This window comes from Allobosea psychrotolerans (genome assembly GCF_002917105.1).
Taxonomy (GTDB): domain Bacteria; phylum Pseudomonadota; class Alphaproteobacteria; order Rhizobiales; family Beijerinckiaceae; genus Allobosea; species Allobosea psychrotolerans.
In genome coordinates this window covers 1-21461 of record NZ_PQFZ01000016.1, presented here as the reverse complement: position 1 = coordinate 21461, position 21461 = coordinate 1, and the positions used below count along the sequence as shown (strand labels likewise).

The 21461-nt window shown below is 67.5% G+C and carries 18 protein-coding genes and 1 pseudogene; 8 read left to right on the top strand and 11 right to left on the bottom strand.

From position 1 onward, the window contains the following. Nucleotides 1–155: 155 nt before the first annotated feature. Nucleotides 156–1202: a cysteine synthase A gene (locus tag CYD53_RS22225; RefSeq protein WP_103720385.1), complete on the bottom strand. Its 1047-nt coding sequence runs from the start codon at nt 1200–1202 to the stop codon at nt 156–158. 143 nt (nt 1203–1345) lie between these two features. Between CYD53_RS22225 and CYD53_RS22220 the strand changes: the two genes are divergently transcribed. After that, complete coding sequence (locus CYD53_RS22220) at nt 1346–2599, top strand: class I SAM-dependent RNA methyltransferase (protein ID WP_103720384.1); 1254 nt, start codon at nt 1346–1348, stop codon at nt 2597–2599. 14 nt (nt 2600–2613) lie between these two features. Next, nucleotides 2614–4020: an FAD-binding oxidoreductase gene (locus CYD53_RS22215; RefSeq protein WP_103720281.1), complete on the top strand. Its 1407-nt coding sequence runs from the start codon at nt 2614–2616 to the stop codon at nt 4018–4020. Between the two features lie 389 nt (nt 4021–4409). Here CYD53_RS22215 and CYD53_RS22210 read toward each other — a convergent pair whose 3' ends face one another. The 4 genes from CYD53_RS22210 to CYD53_RS22195 form a co-directional block, all read right to left on the bottom strand. Beyond that, nucleotides 4410–5591: a MalY/PatB family protein gene (locus tag CYD53_RS22210; protein WP_103720280.1), complete on the bottom strand. Its 1182-nt coding sequence runs from the start codon at nt 5589–5591 to the stop codon at nt 4410–4412. Between the two features lie 668 nt (nt 5592–6259). Then, nucleotides 6260–6559, bottom strand: coding sequence for a HigA family addiction module antitoxin (locus tag CYD53_RS22205; RefSeq protein ID WP_103720279.1), 300 nt, complete (start codon nt 6557–6559; stop codon nt 6260–6262). Nucleotides 6560–6591: 32 nt separating this feature from the next. Then, nucleotides 6592–8190: a gamma-glutamyltransferase family protein gene (locus CYD53_RS22200; RefSeq protein ID WP_103720278.1), complete on the bottom strand. Its 1599-nt coding sequence runs from the start codon at nt 8188–8190 to the stop codon at nt 6592–6594. Nucleotides 8191–8347: 157 nt separating this feature from the next. After that, complete coding sequence (locus CYD53_RS22195) at nt 8348–9112, bottom strand: SOS response-associated peptidase (RefSeq protein WP_103720277.1); 765 nt, start codon at nt 9110–9112, stop codon at nt 8348–8350. 89 nt (nt 9113–9201) lie between these two features. On the opposite strand from CYD53_RS22195, the gene CYD53_RS22190 reads away from it, so the two are divergent. Beyond that, on the top strand, nt 9202–9702 hold the full coding sequence (locus CYD53_RS22190; RefSeq protein WP_103720276.1) for a hypothetical protein: 501 nt from the start codon (nt 9202–9204) through the stop codon (nt 9700–9702). A gap of 66 nt (nt 9703–9768) precedes the next feature. Here CYD53_RS22190 and CYD53_RS22185 read toward each other — a convergent pair whose 3' ends face one another. Then, the gene (locus tag CYD53_RS22185; protein ID WP_103720275.1) at nt 9769–10497 is read right to left on the bottom strand and encodes a TlyA family RNA methyltransferase; all 729 of its coding nucleotides are present in this window, start codon (nt 10495–10497) and stop codon (nt 9769–9771) included. A gap of 19 nt (nt 10498–10516) precedes the next feature. After that, nucleotides 10517–12430, bottom strand: coding sequence for a 1-deoxy-D-xylulose-5-phosphate synthase (gene dxs, locus CYD53_RS22180; RefSeq protein ID WP_103720274.1), 1914 nt, complete (start codon nt 12428–12430; stop codon nt 10517–10519). 182 nt (nt 12431–12612) lie between these two features. On the opposite strand from dxs, the gene CYD53_RS22175 reads away from it, so the two are divergent. The 3 genes from CYD53_RS22175 to CYD53_RS22165 all read left to right on the top strand — a co-directional run bounded on the left by CYD53_RS22175 (nt 12613) and on the right by CYD53_RS22165 (nt 17155). After that, the gene (locus tag CYD53_RS22175; protein ID WP_103720273.1) at nt 12613–14262 is read left to right on the top strand and encodes an ABC transporter substrate-binding protein; all 1650 of its coding nucleotides are present in this window, start codon (nt 12613–12615) and stop codon (nt 14260–14262) included. A 4-nt stretch (nt 14263–14266) separates the two neighbouring features. Next, nucleotides 14267–15679 carry an amidase gene (locus tag CYD53_RS22170; RefSeq protein WP_103720272.1) on the top strand — a complete coding sequence of 471 codons (1413 nt, stop codon included), beginning with the start codon at nt 14267–14269 and terminating at the stop codon, nt 15677–15679. Nucleotides 15680–15910: 231 nt separating this feature from the next. Continuing rightward, complete coding sequence (locus tag CYD53_RS22165; RefSeq protein ID WP_103720271.1) at nt 15911–17155, top strand: MFS transporter; 1245 nt, start codon at nt 15911–15913, stop codon at nt 17153–17155. On the opposite strand, the gene CYD53_RS22160 is transcribed toward CYD53_RS22165, so the two are convergent. The 3 genes from CYD53_RS22160 to CYD53_RS22150 all read right to left on the bottom strand — a co-directional run bounded on the left by CYD53_RS22160 (nt 17150) and on the right by CYD53_RS22150 (nt 19664). Then, entirely contained in the window at nt 17150–18052 is a 903-nt protein-coding gene (locus tag CYD53_RS22160; protein WP_103720270.1) for a DMT family transporter, read from the bottom strand. The two genes, CYD53_RS22165 and CYD53_RS22160, sit on opposite strands and share 6 nt — an antisense overlap. A gap of 47 nt (nt 18053–18099) precedes the next feature. After that, nucleotides 18100–19020 carry a pirin family protein gene (locus CYD53_RS22155; protein WP_103720383.1) on the bottom strand — a complete coding sequence of 307 codons (921 nt, stop codon included), beginning with the start codon at nt 19018–19020 and terminating at the stop codon, nt 18100–18102. Between the two features lie 83 nt (nt 19021–19103). Further along, a complete protein-coding gene (locus CYD53_RS22150) occupies nt 19104–19664 on the bottom strand; it encodes an NAD(P)H-dependent oxidoreductase (RefSeq protein WP_103720269.1) in 561 nt (186 codons plus the stop codon). An 85-nt stretch (nt 19665–19749) separates the two neighbouring features. On the opposite strand from CYD53_RS22150, the gene CYD53_RS22145 reads away from it, so the two are divergent. Then, nucleotides 19750–20679, top strand: a complete 930-nt coding sequence (locus tag CYD53_RS22145; RefSeq protein WP_103720268.1) for a LysR family transcriptional regulator — start codon at nt 19750–19752, stop codon at nt 20677–20679. A gap of 108 nt (nt 20680–20787) precedes the next feature. Here the strand turns inward: CYD53_RS22145 and CYD53_RS22140 are convergent, their stop codons facing one another. Next, nucleotides 20788–21045 carry an exodeoxyribonuclease VII small subunit gene (locus CYD53_RS22140; RefSeq protein ID WP_103720267.1) on the bottom strand — a complete coding sequence of 86 codons (258 nt, stop codon included), beginning with the start codon at nt 21043–21045 and terminating at the stop codon, nt 20788–20790. Nucleotides 21046–21308: 263 nt separating this feature from the next. On the opposite strand from CYD53_RS22140, the pseudogene CYD53_RS22135 reads away from it, so the two are divergent. Then, nucleotides 21309–21461: pseudogene (locus tag CYD53_RS22135) on the top strand (IS5/IS1182 family transposase); the annotation flags it as partial.

The window sequence follows — 21461 nt, the reverse complement described above, 5'->3', positions numbered from 1 at the left end:
GCGAAGCGCAGACCCGAGAATCTCGAGCCGGAAGAGGCATCGATAAAGGCCGTTGCTCCATCACCAGATGGTCGGGCAAACCCGACCACGACGCGCCTGGGCTCCCGGCGCTTCGCTTGGAGTGACAGCGTGGTTCGGAGCGAAAATGCCCGTCGCTAGCCGAGCACGCGCGCCATCACGCCCTTCAGGGCCGCATCGTCCTGCTCCAGCCAGCCCGGTGTCGGCAGGCCCTTCGAGCGCAGGAAATCGGGGTTGAACAGCTTCGACTGATAGCGCGTGCCGTAATCGCAGAGGATGGTCACGATGGTGTGGCCAGGTCCCATCTGCTTGCCGAGCCGGATCGCGCCGGCGACATTGATGCCCGACGAGCCGCCGAGGCACAGCCCCTCATGCTCGAGCAGGTCGAAGACGACAGGCACCGCCTCGCTGTCGGGGATCTGGAAGGAGATGTCGATCGGCGCACCCTCCAGATTCTTGGTGATCCGGCCCTGGCCGATGCCCTCGGTGATCGAGGAGCCCTCGGATTTGAGTACGCCGGTGGTGTAGAACGAATGCAGAGCCGCCCCGAATGGGTCGGCGAGCCCGATCGTGATCTTCGGGTTGAAGCCCTTCAGCGCGATGCCGACGCCCGCCAGCGTGCCGCCCGAGCCGACGGCGCAGATGAAGCCGTCGACCTTGCCCTCCGTCTGCGCCCAGATCTCCGGGCCGGTCGTCTCGATATGGCCCTGGCGGTTGGCGACATTGTCGAACTGGTTCGCCCAGATCGCGCCATTGGGCTCGGTCTTCGCCAATTCCTCGGCGAGGCGCCCCGAGACCTTCACATAGTTGTTGGGGTTGACGTAGCCGACGGCCGGCACCTCGAGCAGCGTCGCGCCGGCCAGCCGCAGCATGTCCTTCTTTTCCTGGCTCTGCGTCTCCGGGATCACGATTACCGAGCGGTAGCCGAGCGCATTGCCGACAAGCGCGATGCCGATGCCGGTATTGCCGGCCGTGCCCTCGACGATGACGCCGCCCGGCCGCAAGGTGCCGCGCCGTTCGGCGTCGCGGATGATGGCGAGCGCGGCGCGGTCCTTGACCGACTGGCCGGGGTTCATGAACTCGGCCTTGCCGAGGATGGTGCAGCCGGTCTCGGCCGAGGCGCGCTTCAGTTTGATCAGCGGCGTATTGCCGATGGCCTCGATGACGCCGTCGCGGATGCTCATGTCGCGATTTCCCTGTTTGCCTCCGACCTGATAGGCGAAAGCGACGCTCAGGTCACCACGGGCCAACGCGCTCGGACAAGGTTGGAAGAATGCTCGCCGGAAGGACGCCGCAGGAGAAGGAAAGCGCTGCCGGAGGGCTGGCGATGAATGAAACGCTCCTCATCGACCATCTCGGCCAGAAGGGCGACGGCGTGGCGAAGGCGGCTGCCGGCCCGGTTTTCGTGCCTTATGCGCTGCCGGGCGAGACCGTGCGCGTCGTCCGCGACGGCGATCGCGGCCAGCTCGTCGAGATCATCGCACCGGCCGAGTCCCGCATCGCCGCGATCTGCCCGCTCTTCACCCGCTGCGGCGGCTGCGCGGCGCAGCATATGGATGAGGGCCTCTACAAGGCCTGGAAACGCCAGCAGGTCGTTACCACGCTGCAGCGCGCCGGCGTGACAGTGCCGGTCGCCGAACTGGTCGACGCCCACGGCGCGGGCCGCCGCCGCGTCACCTTCCATGCCAGGCGCGAGGGACCCGGCATGCAAGGGCTTGGCATGATCGTCGGCTTCATGGCGGCGCGCAGCCATGATCTCGTCGCTGTCGAGGCCTGCCCAGTCCTGGCGCCCGGCCTGGCGCGGGCTCCGGCCGTCGCGCAATTGCTGGCGAACCGGCTCGGTGGCTCCAACAAGCCGCTCGATCTGCAGGTCACCGCCTCGGATGCCGGGCTCGATGTCGATATTCGCGGCCATGGCCCGGCCGGCGACAAGCTTCGGCTTTCGCTGACGGAGGCGGCCGAGCGGCTCGATCTGGCCAGGCTGTCGATGCATGGCGAGATCATCGTCGAACGCCGCTCCCCGCTCCAGAAAATGGGCAGGGCGATGGTGGCGCCGGCTCCGGGCGGCTTCCTGCAGGCGACCGCTTTGGGTGAGGAGACGATCGCGGCGCTGGTCGTCGCCGCCCTGCCCAAGGCCAAGCGCGTTGCTGATCTCTTCGCCGGTTGTGGCCCCTTCAGCTTCCGTCTCGCCGAGAAGGCGCAGGTCCACGCCGTCGAGAGCGAGAAGGCGGCGATCTTGGCCCTGACCCGCGCGGCCGGCGCGACGCAAGGCCTCAAGCGGATCACCGCGGAAACCCGCGATCTGTTCCGGCGGCCCTTGCTGGAGCATGAGCTGAACGCCTTCGACGCGGTGGTGCTCGATCCGCCGCGCGCCGGCGCGGAAGCGCAGGCGAGGCGGCTCGCGGCCTCGAAGGTTGCCAGCCTCGTCTATGTCTCCTGCGATGTCGGCAGCTTTGCCCGCGACGCCGCGATCCTGATCGCGGGGGGATATGCGCTGGAGGGCGTCACGCCCATCGACCAGTTCCGCTATTCAGCCCATATCGAACTCGTCGGCCTGTTCAGGCGCGCCGGCAAGCGTTGAAGCCCGGAGAGCCCATGAGCAGCGAAATCCTGGATCAGATGTCGGCGATCGTCGGCGGCAAGAACGTCATCACCGACGCTGACGCGATGGTGCCCTATCTCAAGGAATGGCGCGATCTGTTCCGCGGCAAGGCGCAGGCCATCGTCCGGCCGGGCTCGACCGAAGAGGTCGTGGCGCTGGTCAAGCTTGCGGCTGCGACCGGCACGACGCTTGTGCCCCAGGGCGGCAATACCGGTCTCGTCGGCGGGCAGATCCCCGTGGCGGAGGGGCGCGAGATCATCCTCTCGCTGCAGCGCATGGACAAGATCCGCGCCGTCGACCCCGACAGCGACACCATGACCGTCGAGGCCGGGCTGACGCTGCAGAAGGCGCAGGAAGCGGCCGAGGCGGCAGGCCGGCTCTTCCCGCTTTCGCTGGCCTCGGAAGGCAGCTGCACCATCGGCGGCAATCTCTCGACCAATGCCGGCGGCACGGCGGTATTGGCCTATGGCAATGCCCGCGAGCTCTGCATGGGGCTCGAGGTCGTGCTTGCCGATGGCCGGGTCTGGAACGGCCTGCGCCAGCTCCGCAAGGACAACACCGGCTACGACCTGAAGAACCTCTTCATTGGCGCCGAGGGCACGCTCGGCATCATCACGGCGGCCGTCCTGAAGCTCTTTCCGCTGCCCGCCGCCCGCGCCACGGCCTTCCTCGCCGTGCCCTCGCCCGACGAGGCGCTGGCGCTGCTCAACGCCGCCAAGGCCGGGGCCGGCGGCACGCTGACGACCTTCGAGATTCTCTCCCGTACCGGGCTCGACTTCGTGCTGCGCCATGCCTCGGGCGCGCGCGACCCGCTTTCGGAGTCCTCGCCCTGGTATGTGCTGATGGAGGTCTGCGCCCAGTCGGCCACGGGGCTCGACGAGGCGGTCGAGGCTTTCCTCGGCGAGGCGCTGGAAAAGGGCCTGGTCACCGACGCCGCGCTCGCCGGCTCGCTCAACCAGCGCAATGATTTCTGGAAGCTGCGCGAGATGCTCTCCGAGGTGCAGACCTATGAGGGCGGCTCGATCAAGCACGACGTCTCGGTGCCGCTGCATGCGGTGCCGGCCTTCATCGCCCGCGCCTCGGAGGCTGTTCTCGCGATGGTGCCCGGCTGCCGCCCGGTGCCCTTCGGCCATATGGGCGACGGCAACATCCACTTCAACGTCAGCCAGCCGGTCGGCGCCGACAAGCAGGCTTTCATCGGCCGCTGGAGCGAGGTCAACCAGGCCGTCCACGCCATCGTCAGCGAGATGCATGGCTCGATCTCGGCCGAACACGGCATCGGCCGCCTCAAGCGCGACCTGCTGCCGGGCGTCAAGGACCCGGTCGAACTCGCCTTGATGAAGACGCTGAAGGCGACGCTGGATCCGCAGGGGATCCTGAATCCCGGCGCGGTGGTCTAGGGCGACCGCGCACCCTCTCCATCATGCTCGGGCTTGACCCGAGCATCTCAGGGCGAATGCCCCTTTCTTGCCGAGATAAGCGCGGGGAACCCTCTCCTGTAAGGAGAGGGCAGGGTGAGGTGTCGGCCGTTTGACGCTTTGGCCGCGACCTCACCGCTGCTCCATCGTCATTGCGAGCGCAGCGAAGCAATCCAGAGGATGTAGGGCGAGTCCCGCCTGGATTGCTTCGCTGCGCTCGCAATGACGGCAAGATCGTCACCCAGCTGGTCCAGGGGCCGACACCTCACCCCTGCCCCTCTCCTTACAGGAGAGGGGTTCCCCGCGCCTTCTCGTTGGGCCCGGGCTGACGCCCTTTGCTGAAAGGCGGCGCAATGCGCTGCGCGCCGCCCTTATTGCAGATCGGCAAACGCGTCCTGCAGGCGCTCGACCGCCTCGGCGACGACGGCGCGCGGCGTTGCAAGGTTGAAGCGCAGGTAGTTGTCGCCGCCCAGCCCGAAGCTCGCCCCGTGATTGGCGGCGATCCGGGCCTGCTTCTCGACGCGGGCGGTGAACTCGGCCGGGGCCATGCCGGTCCCGCTGAAATCGACCCAGCCGAGATAGGTCGCCTCCAGCGCCATCGAGCTCAGGCCGGGAACGGCGCTGATGCCATCGTCGAAGAGGCGCCGGTTGCCGTCGAGATAGGCGACCAACGCATCGACCCAGGCCGCGCCCTCGGGGCTGTAGGCCGCCGTCGCCATGGCCATGCCGAAGGAGTTGGGCGAGATGCCGAGCGCGTTCATCCGCGCCTGGAAGGGGCCGCGCAGCGCCTCATCGGGAATGATGACGTTGCCGATATGGCTGCCGGCGATGTTGAAGGTCTTGGTCGTCGCCGTCATCATCACCAGCCGGTCGAGGATGTCGGGCGCGGCGAGCGGCATCGCGGTATGGCGCTGCCCGGGCATGACCAGATCATGGTGGATCTCGTCGGAGACGAGGATGAGGTCGTGGCGCTTGCAGAAATCGGCGATGGCGCGCAATTCCTCCGCTGTCCAGACGCGCCCGCCCGGATTATGCGGCGAGCACAGGATCAGCATGCGCTCTGTGCCGGTCATGCGCGCATCCCAGGCGGGGATGTCGAGGACATAGCGGCCATCCGCGAGCGCGAGCGGGCATTCGACCACGCGCCGGCCGGCAGCCGTGATGATGCGGGCGAAGGCGTGGTAGACCGGCGTCATCAGCACGACGCCGTCGCCGGGCCTGCTATAGGCCTCGACGCAGAGCGCGGTGCCGTTGACCAGCCCATGGGTGGTGAAGATCGCCTGCGGCTCCACCTCCCAGCCATGGCGGTTTTTCATCCACCAGCGGATGGCGTCGCGATAGCTCCGGTCATCGCCGAAATAGCCGTAGACGCCATGGCCGGCCATCGCCTCGACCGCCCCCTGCACGCAGGCCGGCGGCTGGAAATCCATATCGGCCACCCACATGGCGATGCCGTCGGCAGCGGGAACGCCGAAATTCGCCTCCATCATGTCCCATTTCGCCGAATGCGTGCCGCGGCGGTCGATCAGCAAGTCGAAATTCGGCGTGGTCATGATGGATCCTGGAGAAGATTTTGTTCGGATTGGCGGTGTCGGGGATTATAAAATTCTACGCAGGCGAGAATGCGTAGACAGTTTATCTAGGTGATGCGTGCGGAGTCACGGCCTCGCGGCTGAAGCGGGCGGGGTAGGGGCATGTCAGCGACGCAGGGTGTCTGGCTGTTCGGGTCCCAAAGGCGACGTTGTCGAAACCGCATCAGCGAGGCCCTAATTCTACCGTGACCGCAGGCTGTCCGCATGAGTCAGGCCGTGGAGCAACGGATACGATTTGACCCACATTCACCTTATCCGCTGTGAGGCTGACTTCGGCTTGGCAGACTATAGAAGCGCCAGCCTGCTCCCTTGTGAACTCGACCAAGGCTCGCACACTACCCCTTCTAGGCTGAAATGACAGAATGATGCCGGGAACATGTGGCTGGGCAGCGAGCCGTCGCTGATCAGCTTGCTGACGCCAATAAAGCGCTCCACCGAACAGAAGAAATGACGGCGTCATAATGCCGACAATCCAAAGCGCGGCATGTTTGTCCGCTCTTGAGGCCTTCGACCAACTCGTCACGCCCATTCCCAAACGGTCATTGAAACATGCCTCGCTTGCAGCCGAGAACGACTGCGTTAACGGTTGCGCCTCCCATCGGAGGCCGGCATCGGCGACAGTCTCGCCCTCACGCCGCCACGATCCGCTCCACCTTGATGTCCTTCTCATGCGCCCGCGCTTTGGCGAGGTCGTGCGCGGCCTGCATCCGCAGCATCGTGTCGGCGCGCAGGCCGAACGCCTTCTCGAAGCGGATCGCCATTTCCGCCGACAGGCCGGCATGGCCGTTCAGCAGATTGCTCATGGCCTGACGGGTCACGCCCAGCTTTTCGGCCGCGACGGTGACGCTGAGCCGATGCGGCTCGACGATCTCGGCCCTGAGCCATTCGCCGGGATGGACGGCGAAGCTCGGGTGAAGCTTGATGGCCATCAGTGATAATCCTCCAGATCGTGCCACCATAACTAGGTCGCCACAACATACCCGTCCCGCCGCGGATCGGCCGCCCCGGTCAGCACGCCCGTCGCGGGATCGCGCGCCACCGCCTGCATGCCGCCGCAGCGCATCGTCCAGCCGACATCGAAGGCCTCGATCGCGTGGCCGCGGCGCTGGAGCTCGGCGATCGTCTCCGGCGCGATGCGGTTCTCGGCCTGGATGAAGCGGCCGTCCCAGAGCCTGGCACGCGGCGCCTCGATCGCCTCCTGCAAGGGCAGGGCGAAATCGAGATATTGCACCATCGCCTGGACCTGCGTCTGCATGATGCCGTAGCTGCCGGGCGTGCCGAGCGCGAGCACCGGCTTGCCGTCCCGCGTCGAGATGCTCGGCGACATGCACATCGGCAATTCCGAGCCGGCCTTCGAGCGGTTGGGGCTGCCGGTCTGGACGTCGGCCCAGTAGAGGAAATTGTTGAGGCAAAGCCCTGTGCCCGGCACCACGATGCCGCTGCCGAAGGGCGCGCCCAGGCTGTTGGTGATGCAGATCAGGTTGCCATCAGCGTCGCCGACCGAAAACGAGGTGGTGTGGGCCGGGTCCTCGCCCTCCTGCGGCGTCCATTGCTCGGTTGGGCCGGCGATCGGCTTGCCGTCGCGCAGGCGCGCCCGCAGCTGTTCGACGAAGGCGTCAGAGAGGATCTCGGCGAGCTTGTCCGGCGAGGGGTTGTTGTGGGCGATGCGGATGCCGGCTGCGAGCCGGATGGCGCGATAGACCAGGTCGAGATGCTCCGGCCCATCCTTGGGCAGGTGACCGAGATCGAAGCCTTCGAGGATGCGCAGGGATAAAAGGAACTGGAAGGCTTCGCAGGTGGGCGGCGGCACATGGATGTCCAGGCCGCGATAGGAGGCGCTCAGCGGCTCGCGCCAGCGCGGGGCGACGGCTGCGAGATCGGCCATCGTCATGGTGCCGCCGAGCGAGGCGAGATGCGCGACGATGCGCTCGCCGAGCGCGCCGCGATAGAGATGATCGGGGCCGTTCGCCGCGATCTCGGCGAGGGTGCGCGCGAGGTCGGGCTGGCGCAGCAGCGTGCCGAGCTTCACCGGGCCGCCAGCGGGCAGATAGGCCTGGGCGAAGGCCGGGTAGAGCTCGGGCCAGGCCTTGAGCAGCGGCGCCTGCTCGTTGAACTCGTCGACGCCGAACTCGGCGAGCGGGAAGCCGCCCTCGGCAAGCGCGATGGCCGGCGCCAGGATATCGCCCAGCGGCTTGCGGCCATATCTGGCGGCGATCTCGCACCAGCCGGCGAGATTGCCCGGCATGGCGACCGAGAGCGCGCCGCGTTCGAGATCGGAGCGCTTGCTGAAGCGCTCGGCCGGGAAGCTTGCCTGGATCGGCGGCACGAAATCGAGCACCCGGATGCAATTCTCGGCCGCGACCCACATCGTCGCCGAACCCATGCCGAACAGGCTCGACATGAAGGGCTCGACCACGTTGAGCGCCGCCGCCGTCGCGGCGATGGCATCGAATGCGTTGCCGCCCTGGGCGAGCAGGCGCGCGCCGGCCTGCGCGGCCAAGGGATGGGCGGCGGCGACCACGCCGTGGCGGGAGCTCATCGTCGGGCGGCGGCCATGCATACGCGTCATCCTCTTCGTCACTGCGGCATCGGCTAAGAGACCGTTTGCAAACTCCAGCCCTCATCCTGAGGAGCCATTCCCAAGGGAATGGCTCCTCAGGATGAGGGCTCAAGAGGTTTGCAAACAGCCTCCAAGCGATCAGACCACAATTCGCGCTTCAGAACAGGCTGCCTTGCCCCTCGTTTTCGGGGTTGCGGGTCGCCTTGCGCGCATGGCGCACAGGCGCTGGAGCGGGTGTGACGGCCGAGGCGTCGAACGGCTCCTGGATCTGCGGGCCGTCATTGACGACCCTGTTCACGGCGGGGCCGATGCGCAGCATCTCCAGCAGGTCCTCCGGCGGAGGCTTGAGCAGCGTCGCGGCCTCGTCGGGCGTGGCGGCGGGGTCGAGCCAGGCGTCGTAATCGCGGGGATCGAGGATCACCGGACAGCGGTCATGGATCGCCGACATCAGGCCATTCGCCGGGCCGTTGACCAGGGCGACGGTGTCGATCTCCGAGCCATCGGGCGAATGCCAGGTCTCCCAGAGCGCCGCAAAAGCGAACAGGCCGCGATCGGGTCGGCGGAACAGGAAGGCGTGGTTCTCCGGCTGGCGGCCCTGGCCGGTGCGGTGCCATTCATAGAAGCCATCGGCCGGCATCAGGCAGCGCCGGCGGATGAAGGCCGCGCGGAAGGAGGGCTTTTCGCGCGCGCTTTCGCCCCGGACATTGATCACCAGCGGGAAGCTCTTCACATCCTTGACCCAGCCGGGGATGAAGCCCCAGCGCATCAGGATGAACTGGCGCACGCCCCCGTCCAGCCGCACCACCGGCACGGGCTGCGTCGGCGCGATGTTGTAGCGCGGCGGGAAGTTCGGCCGCTCGCCATAGGCGAAGAGCTTCTGCATCGCCTCGGGGGGCAGGGTAATGGCATAGCGGCCGCACATAGGCTCACAGATGTGGCGAGTGCGGCGGGCGCGATCAACACTTTATTTGCCTTTGAACACGCATAGTCCCGGCATTCTCGGGGCTCTTGATGACCGTCTCTGCGATGCGAGCACCGGCTGCTGCCGAGGACGACGTGCCGGACATAGCGGCCGGACCCCATCTGTCGACCGACTATCTCAACCGCTACGGCGAGGCGCTGATGCTGATCGAGATGGCGCCGATGGATCTCGGTATCCTCGACGATCTCAGGGATTGGCGCGTCGTCGATTATCGCGGGCATTTCGAGGCGTCTCAACTGCGCTGCGCCGCTTCGGCGCTCCAGGCCTATGAGGCTCTCGATCCCACGCGCAGACAGGCCTTCGAAGAGCTCTGCCGCGCCATGAACCGGCTGATCGCGACGGTGACCGCGCTGCTGGGAGATCTGCGGGGCGAACGGGAAGCGCCGGTCGTCGTCGAGGTCGCCAGCGAAGCGCTGCGCAGCCTGATCGGCCGCGCGACCCGGTTCATCAACGCCAACGGGCAGATCGATCTCGGCAGCATCGAGGCACGCGGGCTGCAGAGCGAGATCGACGCGCTGTTCGGGCGTTGAGCACGTTCCGCAAAAGTGCCGGTCGGCTTTACGACAAGAACCCGCGACAAAACAAAGGCTTGAAATTCAGCCCGGCCGTTTCGCTCCGATCAGGAATTCGCGGTTGCCGTCGCCGCCCTCGATCGGGGAGGGGGTGAGCCCCAGGATCGCGAAGCCGAGTCCTTCCAGCGTGGCGGTGATCTCGGCGCAGACGCGCTCATGCACGGCCTCGTCGCGCACGACGCCCTTCTTCAGCGCCGCCCGGCCGGCCTCGAATTGCGGCTTGATCAAGGCCGCGATCCCGGCCTCGGGAGCCAGCAGCGCCGCGACCGCAGGCAGGACGAGCTTGAGCGAGATGAAGCTGACATCGATCGCCGCCAGCGAAGGCGGCCCCGGCAGGTCCGAGGGCGCGAGCTTGCGCACATCCTGCCCCTCCAGGCTGCGCACGCGGGGATGCTCGCGCAGCGAGGCGTGGAACTGCTCGCGGCCGACATCGACGGCGGTGACATAGGCGGCGCCGCGCTTCAGCAGGACGTCGGTGAAGCCGCCGGTCGAGGCGCCGACATCGAGGCAGATGCGGTCCTTGGGATCGAAGCCGAAGGCGTCGAGCGCGGCTGCGAGCTTGAGGCCGCCGCGCGAGACGTAAGGGTGGGGCGCCTCCGCCGTGACCTGCGCATCCGAGGCCAGCATCACGGATGCCTTGCGGACGACCGCGCCATCCGCCGTGACGAGCCCTGCGGCTATAGCGGCCTGCGCCCGCGCCCGGCTCTCGAAGATGCCGCGCTCGACGAGCAGCTGGTCGGCCCGGGTCTTCATGACGGCGCGCGAAACGCGCTCAGGCCCGCTTGATCGCGCTCGGGACGCCGAGCGCGCCTTCGACGGTGCGCACGATGCCCGCCGCGTCGAGCCCGGCCTGGGCGTACATCGCCTCCGGCTTGTCCTGGTCCTGGAAGATGTCGGGCAGGGTCAGGGTCCGGACCTTGAGCCCGCCATCGAGCATGCCGCTGCGCGCCAGGAGATGCAGCACATGGCTGCCGAAGCCGCCGATCGAGCCTTCCTCGACCGTGACCAGGATCTCGTGCTCGCGGGCGAGCCGCAGGATCAAGGCCTCGTCGAGCGGCTTGGCGAAGCGCGCATCGACGACGCTGGTCGAAAGCCCGCGCTGGCCGAGCTGCTCGGCCGCGATCAGGCATTCCGCCAGCCTTGTGCCGAGCGAGAGCAGCGCGACGCGCGTGCCCTCGCGCACCATGCGGCCGCGGCCGATCTCCAAGGGTACGCCGAATTGCGGGATCTCGACGCCGACGCCCTCGCCGCGCGGATAGCGCAGGGCGATCGGGCCTTCGTCGAAGGCGGCCGCGGTCGCGACCATATGGGTCAGCTCGGCCTCGTCTGCGGCAGCCATCACCACCATGTCGGGCAGGCAGGCGAGATAGGCGATGTCGAAAGCGCCCGCATGGGTCGCGCCATCCGCGCCGACGAGGCCGGCGCGGTCGAGCGCGAAGCGAACCGGGAGCTTCTGGATCGCGACGTCATGCACGACCTGGTCATAGGCGCGCTGCAGGAAGGTCGAATAGATCGCGCAGAACGGCTTGTAGCCTTCCGTGGCGAGCCCGGCCGCGAAGGTGACCGCATGCTGCTCGGCGATGCCGACATCGAAGGTCCGGCCCGGAAATTCCTTGCCGAAGGCGTCGAGCCCGGTGCCGGACGGCATGGCGGCGGTCACGGCGACGATCTTGTCGTCCTCGCGCGCCGCCTTGATCAGCGCGTTGCCGAAGACGGCGGTATAGCTCGGCGCATTGGCCGGGGCCTTGGCCTGCAGGCCCGTGACCGGATCGAACTTGACCACGCCGTGATATTTGTCGGCGCTGGCTTCGGCGGGGGCATAACCCTTGCCCTTCTGCGTCACGACATGGACGAGGATCGGGCCGTTGCCGGCGTCGCGCACATTGCGCAGCACGGGCAGGAGATGGTCGAGATTATGCCCGTCGATCGGCCCGACATAGTAGAAGCCGAGTTCCTCGAACAGCGTGCCGCCGGTCCAGAAGCCGCGCGCATATTCTTCCGTGCGCTTGGCCTTGTCGTGGAAGAAACGCGGCAGCCGCTCGGCCAGATGCTTGGCGACCTCGCGCAGCGAGCGATAGGTCCGGCCCGAGACGAGCCTGGCGAGATAGGCCGACATCGCCCCCACTGGCGGGGCGATCGACATGTCGTTGTCGTTGAGGATGACGACGAGGCGCGAGCCGAGCGCGCCGGCATTGTTCATCGCCTCATAGGCCATGCCGGCCGACATCGCGCCGTCGCCGATCACGGCGATGACATTATTGGGCTTGCCCGAAAGATCGCGCGCCACCGCCATGCCGAGCCCGGCCGAGATCGAGGTCGAGGAATGCGCCGCGCCGAAGGGATCGTATTCGCTCTCGGAGCGCTTGGTGAAGCCCGACAGGCCGCCGGGCTGGCGCAGCGTGCGGATGCGCTCGCGCCGGCCGGTCAGGATCTTGTGCGGATAGGCCTGGTGGCCGACATCCCAGATCAGCCGGTCATCGGGCGTATTGAAGACGTGATGCAGCGCGACCGTGAGCTCGACCACGCCGAGCCCCGCGCCGAGATGGCCGCCGGTGACGGAGACCGCGTCGATCGTCTCCAGCCGCAACTCATCGGCGAGCTGGCGCAATTCGCTCTCGGGGAGCTTGCGCAGATCGTGAGGCGTGTGAACGCGGTCGAGCAGCGGGGTGAGGGGGCGCTTTGTCACGGGTCCCGGTCTATCGCATCGGCATGGACCGACACAAGGGTGTCAAGGCGCGACGGATATGCACGTGCAGAGGCCGGCCATCCGAGTCTTGCCCGAATGGCGCTGGCCTGCAAATTGCGATCGGTGCGTTCGAGCTTCGGGTTCGAGCTTCCCCGACGAGAGCCGCCACTCAAGGAGACGACATGCCGGAAAGCCGTTTTCATTGGTCATCGAGCGCAATCTTCGCCCGTTTGAAACCGGCCTTGCGCGGCGCGCTCGCCGGCATCGGCTGCGCTCTGCTCGTTCCGCAAGCGGCCACGGCCCAGACTTTGCGCATTGCGATGACCGCCTCGGACATCCCGACCACGACCGGCATGCCCAATAACGGCTTCGAGGGCATGCGCTTCCTCGGCTACCCCGTCTTCGAGAGCCTGGTGCTCTGGGACCTGACCACGACGGATCGACTGGCGCCGCTGCGTCCGGGCCTGGCCGAGCGCTGGGAGCAGTCGCCCGACGACCCCAAGACATGGATCTTCCATCTGCGCCGCGGCGTGACCTTCCATGACGGCACCGCCTTCGACGCCGATGCGGTGATCTGGAACCTGGAGCGCTATTTCAACAAGGACGCTCCGCAATTCGAGCCGCCGGCGGCCGGCATCGTGCGGGCGCGCGCGCCGATCACGACCGGCTACCGCAAGCTCGACGCCATGACGGTGGCGATCACCACCGCGAGCCCGGCCTCCTATTATCCCTATATGGCGGCGCTGATCCTGCTCTCCTCGCCGGCCTCCTTCGAAAAGGCGGGGCGCGACTGGGCCAAGGTCGGGCTGGTGGGGTCGGCCGGAACCGGGCCGTTTCGGATCGGCAGCGTCGCCCCGCGCGAGCGGGTCGAGTTGATCCGCAATGACGGCTATTGGGACACAGCCAAGAAGGCCAGGCTCGAGAAGGTCGTGCTGCAGCCGATCCCGGAGGCGAATGCGCGGCTTGCCGCCTTGCGCACCGGCCAGGTCGACTGGATCGAGGTTCCGCCCGCCGACGGCATCCCCTCGCTGAAGCAGGCGGGCTTTGCGATCGTCACCGGCTCCTACCCGCATGTCTGGCCGTGGTTCTACAGCATCGGCGCGACCAACAGCCCCTTCAAGGACGTCAGGGTTCGCCAGGCGCTGAACTACTGCATCGACCGCGCCGGCATCGTCGAACTGCTCAACGGCACGGCTGAGCCGGCGGTCGGCTGGCTCAAGGCGAGCGATCCCGATTTCGGCAAGCCGGTGAACCGCTACGGATTCGACCCGGCCAAGGGCAAGGCCCTGCTGGCACAGGCCGGCTACTCCGCGCAGAAGCCGCTTTCCTTCAAGGTGATGATCTCGACCTCGGGCTCCGGCCAGATGTCGCCGCTGCCGATGAACGAGTTCCTGCAGGCCAATCTCAAGGAGGCTTGCGGCGTCAATGTCGAGTTCGTCGTCTCGGAATGGCAGGTGCTGCTGAACAATATGCGCGCCTTGCCGGACGCGCCCGCGCTGAACGGCTCGCTGAGCCTGAACATCAGCTCGCCCTCCTCGGATGTCGCGGTGATGGCGCGCTATTTCGCGGCCGCCGGCGCGCCGCCCAACGGCTTCAACTTCGCGCAGTGGAAGGACGATGCCTTCGAGGCGGCCTTCGCGAAACTGGCTGCCACGACCGATCCGAAGGTGGTGGCCGAACAGACCGCCATTGCCCATGAGCGGCTCGTCGATAATCCGCCCTGGCTCTATATCGTGCACGATCTCAACCCGCGCGCGATGTCGGGCAAGGTCAAGGGCTTCGTCTCCCCGCAATCCTGGTTCGTCGACCTGACCCTCGTGACCATGCAGTGATCCCATGAACGATGCCTCGCGCCACCTCTCCGACCTCGCTTTCCTGCCGGCCCATGTGCTGGCCCGCGAGATCGCCGCCAAAAGAGTGTCGCCCGTCGACGTCGTCGATGCGTTTCTGAAGCGCATCGACAAGTTCGAGCCAAAACTTCAGTCCTTCGTCGCGGTCTATGGCGTGGACGCCAGGCTTGCGGCCGAGGCCGCCGACAAGGCGATCCGCTCCGGCCATGCCGTCGGTCCGCTCCATGGCGTGCCGGTGGCGCTGAAGGATCTGATCGAGCTGGAGGGCCGTATCACCACCGGCGGCTCGGCGCATTGGCGCACGCGCCGTTCGACCGTGACCGCGACGATCGCCAGGCGCATGATCGCGCAGGGCATGATCGTGCTCGGCAAGACCCACACCGTCGAGTTCGCTTTCGGCGGCTGGGGCACCAACCAGCATATGGGCACGCCCTGGAACCCTTGGGACCCCGAGCATGCGCGCACGCCCGGCGGCTCCAGCAACGGCTCGGGTGTGGCGGTGGCGGCAAGGCTCGCGCCTTGGGCGATCGGCACCGATACCGGCGGCTCGGTCCGCCTGCCGGCCTCTTTCTGCGGCCTGACCGGCCTCAAGCTCACCATCGGCCGGGCCTCGACCCATGGCATCCTGCCGCTCTCGACCTCGCTCGACACGCCGGGCCCGATGGCGCGCGACGTCGAGGATGCGGCCCTGCTCTACAATGTGCTGCAGGGGCCGGACCCGCTCGATCCCAACACGCGCGGCATCCTGTCCGTCGATCCGCTGCCGACCCTGAAGCGCGGCGTGCGGGGCCTGCGGCTCGGGCGCATGCCAGCCTCCGAGCGCGAGGGTTGCGCGCAGGAGGTGCTGGCGGCCTATGACAGCTCGCTCGAGACGCTGGCCGGGCTCGGCGCCGAGATCGTCGATGTCGTGCTGCCCTTCGCCTTCAGCGATTTCTTAAGGGCGCAGGCGATCCTGGAGGCGGAGGCCTATTTCAACGACGGCGCGATGGCCGAGGACGCAGGCGTCACGATGGACGATGCCGTCCGGGCCCGCGTGCTCGTCGGGGCCAAGGTCTCGGCCCAGGACTATCTCGCGACCAAGCGCCGGCAGGTCGAGTGCAAGGCGCAGATGGCGGCGGCGATGGCGGGCGTCGACGCGCTGCTGACGCCGAGCACGGCGATGGCGGCGATCAGGCTCGACGAGGTCGACCAGGCCCTGATGCCCTCGCGCTTCACCCGCTTCGGCAATTTCATGGAGATGTGTGCGCTCTCGCTGCCCAACGGCTTCACCGCTGGCGGCCTGCCGCTCTCCCTGCAGATCTGCTGCCCGGGCTATGAGGAAGCGATGGCGCTGCGCATCGGCTACGCGCTGCAGCAGGCGACGGACTGCCACAAGCGCGTGCCGGCGATGGTGGCGTAGGTTCCGAGCTTCGCCGTCATGCTCGGGCTTGCCCCGAGCATCTCTTGCACGAGCTTCTCGGGTCTGCGCGGAGTTTATCCTTGGGCCGATCGAAGATCGGACCCGAGGGCTCCGCCCGAGAATGACGGCGCGGTTCCAGGGAAAGGCAACCCTCCCTGAAGACAGGAAACGGGTGGGTTCGGCCCCGGCGATCGGCGAGCTTGCGGTCTCCCGCAAGCAGGAAACGCCCCGATGTCGTCGCCCGTCCCGATCGCCCTTCTCCTCGCCGGCGTCTCCTCGCAATTCGCCGATAAGCTGTCGCTCGACACGATTTCGCTGGCGGCGACGCAGGGCGGGGCGAGCCCGCGCCTGGTCGGTCTGCTGGTCGCGGCGCAATCGGCGGCCTGGCTCCTGGTCTCGCTGCCGGCCGGCGTCTTCGCCGATCGGATCGCGCCGCGCAGCCTTGTCATGCTCGGCGGCGGGCTGATGCTGGCCGGCTCGCTGATGGGGGCAGGGCTGCTGGCGCTCGGCCTGGTCGGATGGCCCCTGGGCCTTTCGACCTTCATCGCGGCCTCGGGGCCGGTGGTGATCGCGCTGTCGATCTTCGTGCTGCTGCCGCGCATGGTCGCGGTCTCGACATTGCCGCGCGCCAATGGCCGGCTCGAACTCGGCCGCGCCTGCTTCAGTCTGGCGGCTCCGCTGATCGCCGGCTGGGCGGTGGCGCATGGCGTGGGTGGGCTCGGCCTCGTCATCTGCGCGCTGGCGGGCCTCGTCGTGCTCGTCGCCGCCACGCGCCTGCCCGGAGACCGCCCGCCTGCCCAGCCGCGCCAGCGGCTGCATCGCGCCATCGCTGAGGGTGGCGCCTTCGTCGCGCGCCATCCTTATCTCAGGCCGATCGCGCTCTGCGCCATCGGCTGGAACATGGCCTTCTTCGCCTTCCTCGCGATCGTCACGCCTTATGCAGCCCGCATCCTGCTGCTGGCGCCCGAGACGATCGGCCTTGCATCCTCCGTCTATGGCGCGGGCCTGATCGCGGGCGCGCTCAGCGGCCCCGCCCTGATCGCAAGGCTGCCGACCGGCCTCCTGCTCGTCTTCGGCCCGGCTTCGTCATTGCTCGGCGTCGGGTTGCTCGCGCTTGCTCCGGCCTCGCTCGGTTGGCCGGCGCTGGCGCTCGCCTTCTTCCTGTTCGGCTTCGGACCGATCCTCTGGTTCATCACCCAGACCAGCTTGCGCCAGGCGGTGACGCCACAGGCCCTGCTCGGCCGCGTCAGCGCCACGCTCACCACGGCGATGTACGGCATGAGGCCGGTCGGGGCACTGGCGGGAGGTCTGGCCGGCGAATGGCTCGGCCTGCAGACGGCGATGCTGCTGCCGGTCGGGCTCTTCGCGCTCTCGACGCTGGCGATCCTGGCGTCGCGGATGCCCGGGCTGAAGGCGATGCCGGAGGGTGAAGTCGTGCTCCCCGCAAACAAGGCCTGGCTCGCGGCTCGCTCATGAGCGGGCGGGGCGCGCTGCCAGCAGCACGCCGGCGACGATGATCGCGATCGAAATTCCTTCCGCCACTGCCGGTATCTCGCCGAGGAACAGGATGGCGAGGAGCGAGGCGGCGACCGGCACCAGCGCGATCATTGCAGCCGCTGCCGAGGAGCCCAGCAAGGCGACGCCGCGATTGAAGCTGATCAGCGCAACGCTGCTCATCAGCACGCCCTGATAGAAGCCCTGGACCGCGATCTCGGCGGTCGGGGCCTGTCCGAGACGGCTGATGCCGAGGACGAGATAGACCGGCAGGAAGATCACGGCCGACCAGAAGCAGATCAGCGCCGCCGACTGGATCGCGCTCAGGCCGCTGCGGCGCAGGAGCAGCGTGTAGCTCGCCCACATCGCCGCCGCCAGCGCGAGCAGGCCGAGCCCGAGCAGGCTCGGCGCGGCCTGCCCGCCATTCGCGGTCAGGACGAGGCCGCCAAGCCCAGCCACGATGGCGGCATAGCCTACGAGCCGGATCGTGCCGGGGCGCTGGTGCAGCAGCACCCAGCCGAGCAACCCGGCGAAGACCGGCATCAATGTCGGCGTCACCGAGGCCGCGCGGGCGGCCGAGGTCATCTGCACGCCGAGCGCGACCAGGATCGCGAAGGGCGCGCCCCAGAGCAGCGCGAAGCCGAAACCGTTGCGCCAGGCCCGGGGCGGCAAGCCGCGCAGCAGCACCGGCGCGAGCAGGATCGCGCCGATGCCGTAGCGCAGCGCGGTCAGGTCCCAGACGGTGAGGATGCGGGTGACGCTGAAGCGCGTGACCACGAACCAGCCGGAAAAGATCGAGACGCTGAGCCCGGCCCAGAGAAAGCCGCGCAGCATCAATGAGCCCGGGTCGGGCGTGTGCAAATCCCGTTGTATTGGCATGGCGGCTTTCGAGGGGAGGCACGGGTCGGCGGCAGCCTGAGTTTCTTTCAGCCCTCGGGCAGCGGAATGAACTCGGTCTCGTCTCCGGGCACGGTGTCGAAGCGGCCGGCCTTCCACTCCGCCTTGGCCTGGTCGATGCGCTCCTTCGAGGAGGAGACGAAGTTCCACCAGATATGGCGCGGTCCATCCATCGGCTCGCCGCCGACGATCATCAGGCGGGTCTGGTCGACGGCGAGGATCGAGATGCGGTCGCCCGGCTTGAAGATCAGCAACTGGCCGGCGCCGAACTCGTCGCCGGCAATGTCGACCTTGCCGGTCACGATATAGATCGCGCGCTCGTCATAATCGGGGTCGAGCGGCAGGATCGCGCCGGGCGAGAGCACGGCCTCGGCATAGAGCGCCTCCCACGGGAATTTCACCGGCGAGGTCTGGCCATAGGCCGAGCCCATGATCAGGCTGATGCGCTTTCCGCCCTCGACGATGCGCGGCAATTCGGGCGCGGCGTGATGGATGAACTCGGGCGCGTTCTCCTCATGCGTCCTGGGCAAGGCGAGCCAGGCCTGGATGCCGTAGAGGCGCGGGCCGCTGGCGCGGGCCTCGAGCCCGGTACGCTCGGAATGGACGATGCCGCGCCCGGCCGTCATCAGATTGACGGCGCCGGGCTTGATGGCGAGCGCGGTGCCGAGCGAGTCGCGATGCATGATCTCGCCGTCGAAGAGATAGGTCACCGTGGAGAGCCCGATATGCGGGTGCGGGCGGACATCGAGCCCCTCGCCGAGATGGAACTCGGCCGGCCCCATCTGGTCGAAGAAGATGAAAGGGCCGACCATCTTGCGCCCGATCGAGGGCAGGGCCCGCCTGACCGAGAAGCCGCCGAGATCGCGTGCGCGCGGCACGATCACCTGCTCGATCGCCTGGCAGGAGCGGGCGTCGCCCAGGACGGGATCTTCGTCGGGTAGCTGGGACATGATCATGGCTCCTTGCTTCGCCTGAATCTGACGGGATTGATCGGCCCCGGCAAGAGCGTTGGAAGCTGGGCCGCCCGGCGCAGTCACGCGGCCTGGCCCCGTGACGCAGGGGCGGCAAGCCGCCCGAGTCGTGCGACATAGTGTTCTGCCGCTGCCTGCAGCGCCTCGTCATCGGCCTTGTGCGCATCGTAGATCAGGAAGGGTTCGGCCCAGGCGAGGTCGCAGCGATGGGCGGTGGCCTTGAGCGGCTTCAGAAGGTCTCGCAGCGGGAACAGGTTGGCGCCATCAGGCGCATAGGCTTCGCGGGTGTTGCCCGCGGTGGCGACGACCAGCAGCGGCTTGCCGGCGAGCTTCGCACCCTCCGTTTCATAGGCGATGTAGAACATCCGCGTCAGAACGGCGTCCTGCCAGGCCTTGAGCAGCGGAGGCGTCGCGTACCATTGCACCGGGAACTGGAAGACGATGCAGTCGGCGGCGATGAGGCGCGCGACCTCGACATCGGCGTCTATCCGGCCATCCGGATAAAGCGCCTCCATGTCGGCGATCTCGACATCCGGCAGCGAGCGGGCGGCCTCGACGAGCGCCCGGTTGGCGCGCGACTGCGCATAGCGGGGGTGGAACAGCAGGATCAGGGTCTTGGGCATGGCAATCTCCTTCGCGGTGACGGGAGAATGCTGCGCGCCATAAAATCATTCCAATGGATGATTTATATACCGTATCATCCATCCCATGAATTTGCGCGCCGTCGATCTCAACCTGCTTGTCATCCTCGACGCGCTGCTCGATGAGGCTCATGTCTCGCGGGCTGCGGAGCGTCTCGGCCTGTCGCAACCGGCGGCATCAAGCGCACTCGATCGCTGCCGCCAGCTCTTCGGCGACAGGCTGCTGGAGCGCGGCTCTGGGGGCATGGTGCTGACGCCGAAGGCCCAGGCGCTGGCGCAGCCGGTCAAGGATGTGCTGGCCGGCGTGGCGGCGCTGTTGCGGCAGCAGGAGCCCGACCTGTCGGCGATCCGGCAGACGGTGCGGATGGTCATGGCCGATCATCCCGCCGTCGCGATCGCACCCGCGCTACAGGCGCATCTGGTCAGGACGGCGCCTGGCGTCACGCTCGCCATCATGCCCTGGCATGGCGCAAGCGCCGCGCTCGAAGGGCTGGCGCGCGGCACGATCGATCTCGCGGTCTCGGTGTTTCCGACGGTCGAGGCCGATTTCACGCGCAAGGAGCTGCTGCGTGAGAACTATCTCGTTGCGATGCGCAAGGGCCACCCGGCGGCTGCCGATTTCGCTCTCGATCGCTGGCTTGCCTATCCGCATGTGCTGGTATCGGGGCGCGGCGAGACCCATGGCGCGCTGGACGAAGCCCTGGCCCGGCTCGGCCGCGTGCGCCATGTCGGCATGGTCGTGCCGAGCTTCCTGATGGTGCCGCCGCTGCTCGCAGGCTCGGACATGATCGCGCTGCTGCCGAGCCGTTGCCTGCCGCCCTCCGGCCAGGAGAGCCTCGTCGCATTGCCGCCGCCGATCGCGGTCGAGGGCTTTCCGCTGCACATCGCCTGGCACAGGCGGCGCGGCAGGGACGCCGGCGTTCAGCACGTCGCGCGATTGGTGGAGGGGCTGATCGGACAACTTGGAGGCTGGGCGAACCCGATCGCAGGCGATTAAAGCTTTTCGAGCGAGGCGGACACCAGTTCGCGCGAAGACAACGCGTCAAGACAAAGAGTTGGAGCCGTTGAACGATCCAATCAGGTCGGAATCAGCTCCAGCGGCAGGTCATTGGTCGACATCGAGTGGCGTCGTACCCGTCGGCTTGCCGTCGGCACCCAGCGTGATCTTCTCGATGCGCGCCTCGGCCTGCTTCAGCAGCGCGTCGCAGCGCGCCTTCAGGGCTTCGCCGCGCGTGTAGATGTCGATCGATTCCTCAAGCGGCACGTCGCCGCGCTCGAGCTTGGCGACGATCGCTTCGAGTTCCTTGAGAGCCGCTTCGAAGGGCAGGGCGGCGATGTCTGAGTTCTGCTTGGCTTCGGTCACGGGCCTGATTCCTCTTTGCGGCAAGCTTATCAGCCGGACAGCCGCCCGCCGCAACCCGCTTGAATACCCGCAGCCCTCATCCTGAGGAGCCGCGTCAGCGGCGTCTCGAAGGATGCTCCAGATGGGTCCGGAGCCTCCTGGAGCATCCTTCGAGACGCCATTCCCAAGGGAATGGCTCCTCAGGATGAGGGCTAGGTGGCGTGGACTCTTGGGATTCCCAAGAGTGAATTGGCATGATTCAAGGCTGTCTTTTGGAGGCAGCCATGGGCGTTCTGGACCGCTTGATTCTTAGGGACGATCAGTGGGAGCGGATGTCGCTCTATATCATCGGCGATGAGCGCACGCGCGGTTCGTCTGGGCGCGACAACCGCATGTTCGTGGAAGCGGTGTTGTGGATCGTGCGGACCGGCTCGCCC

Excerpts from the sequence above, each read along its gene's own strand:
- CYD53_RS22155 (WP_103720383.1), bottom strand. The coding sequence starts at position 19,020 with ATGTCCCAGCTACCCGACGAAGATCCCGTCCTGGGCGACGCCCGCTCC.
- CYD53_RS22225 (WP_103720385.1), bottom strand. The coding sequence starts at position 1,202 with ATGAGCATCCGCGACGGCGTCATCGAGGCCATCGGCAATACGCCGCTG.
- CYD53_RS22200 (WP_103720278.1), bottom strand. The coding sequence starts at position 8,190 with ATGCATGGCCGCCGCCCGACGATGAGCTCCCGCCACGGCGTGGTCGCC.
- CYD53_RS22160 (WP_103720270.1), bottom strand. The coding sequence starts at position 18,052 with ATGCCAATACAACGGGATTTGCACACGCCCGACCCGGGCTCATTGATG.
- CYD53_RS22175 (WP_103720273.1), top strand. The coding sequence starts at position 12,613 with ATGCCGGAAAGCCGTTTTCATTGGTCATCGAGCGCAATCTTCGCCCGT.
- CYD53_RS22165 (WP_103720271.1), top strand. The coding sequence starts at position 15,911 with ATGTCGTCGCCCGTCCCGATCGCCCTTCTCCTCGCCGGCGTCTCCTCG.
- CYD53_RS22190 (WP_103720276.1), top strand. The coding sequence starts at position 9,202 with ATGACCGTCTCTGCGATGCGAGCACCGGCTGCTGCCGAGGACGACGTG.
- CYD53_RS22210 (WP_103720280.1), bottom strand. The coding sequence starts at position 5,591 with ATGACCACGCCGAATTTCGACTTGCTGATCGACCGCCGCGGCACGCAT.
- CYD53_RS22220 (WP_103720384.1), top strand. The coding sequence starts at position 1,346 with ATGAATGAAACGCTCCTCATCGACCATCTCGGCCAGAAGGGCGACGGC.
- CYD53_RS22150 (WP_103720269.1), bottom strand. The coding sequence starts at position 19,664 with ATGCCCAAGACCCTGATCCTGCTGTTCCACCCCCGCTATGCGCAGTCG.
- CYD53_RS22170 (WP_103720272.1), top strand. The coding sequence starts at position 14,267 with ATGAACGATGCCTCGCGCCACCTCTCCGACCTCGCTTTCCTGCCGGCC.
- CYD53_RS22215 (WP_103720281.1), top strand. The coding sequence starts at position 2,614 with ATGAGCAGCGAAATCCTGGATCAGATGTCGGCGATCGTCGGCGGCAAG.
- CYD53_RS22205 (WP_103720279.1), bottom strand. The coding sequence starts at position 6,559 with ATGGCCATCAAGCTTCACCCGAGCTTCGCCGTCCATCCCGGCGAATGG.
- CYD53_RS22145 (WP_103720268.1), top strand. The coding sequence starts at position 19,750 with ATGAATTTGCGCGCCGTCGATCTCAACCTGCTTGTCATCCTCGACGCG.
- CYD53_RS22195 (WP_103720277.1), bottom strand. The coding sequence starts at position 9,112 with ATGTGCGGCCGCTATGCCATTACCCTGCCCCCCGAGGCGATGCAGAAG.
- CYD53_RS22185 (WP_103720275.1), bottom strand. The coding sequence starts at position 10,497 with ATGAAGACCCGGGCCGACCAGCTGCTCGTCGAGCGCGGCATCTTCGAG.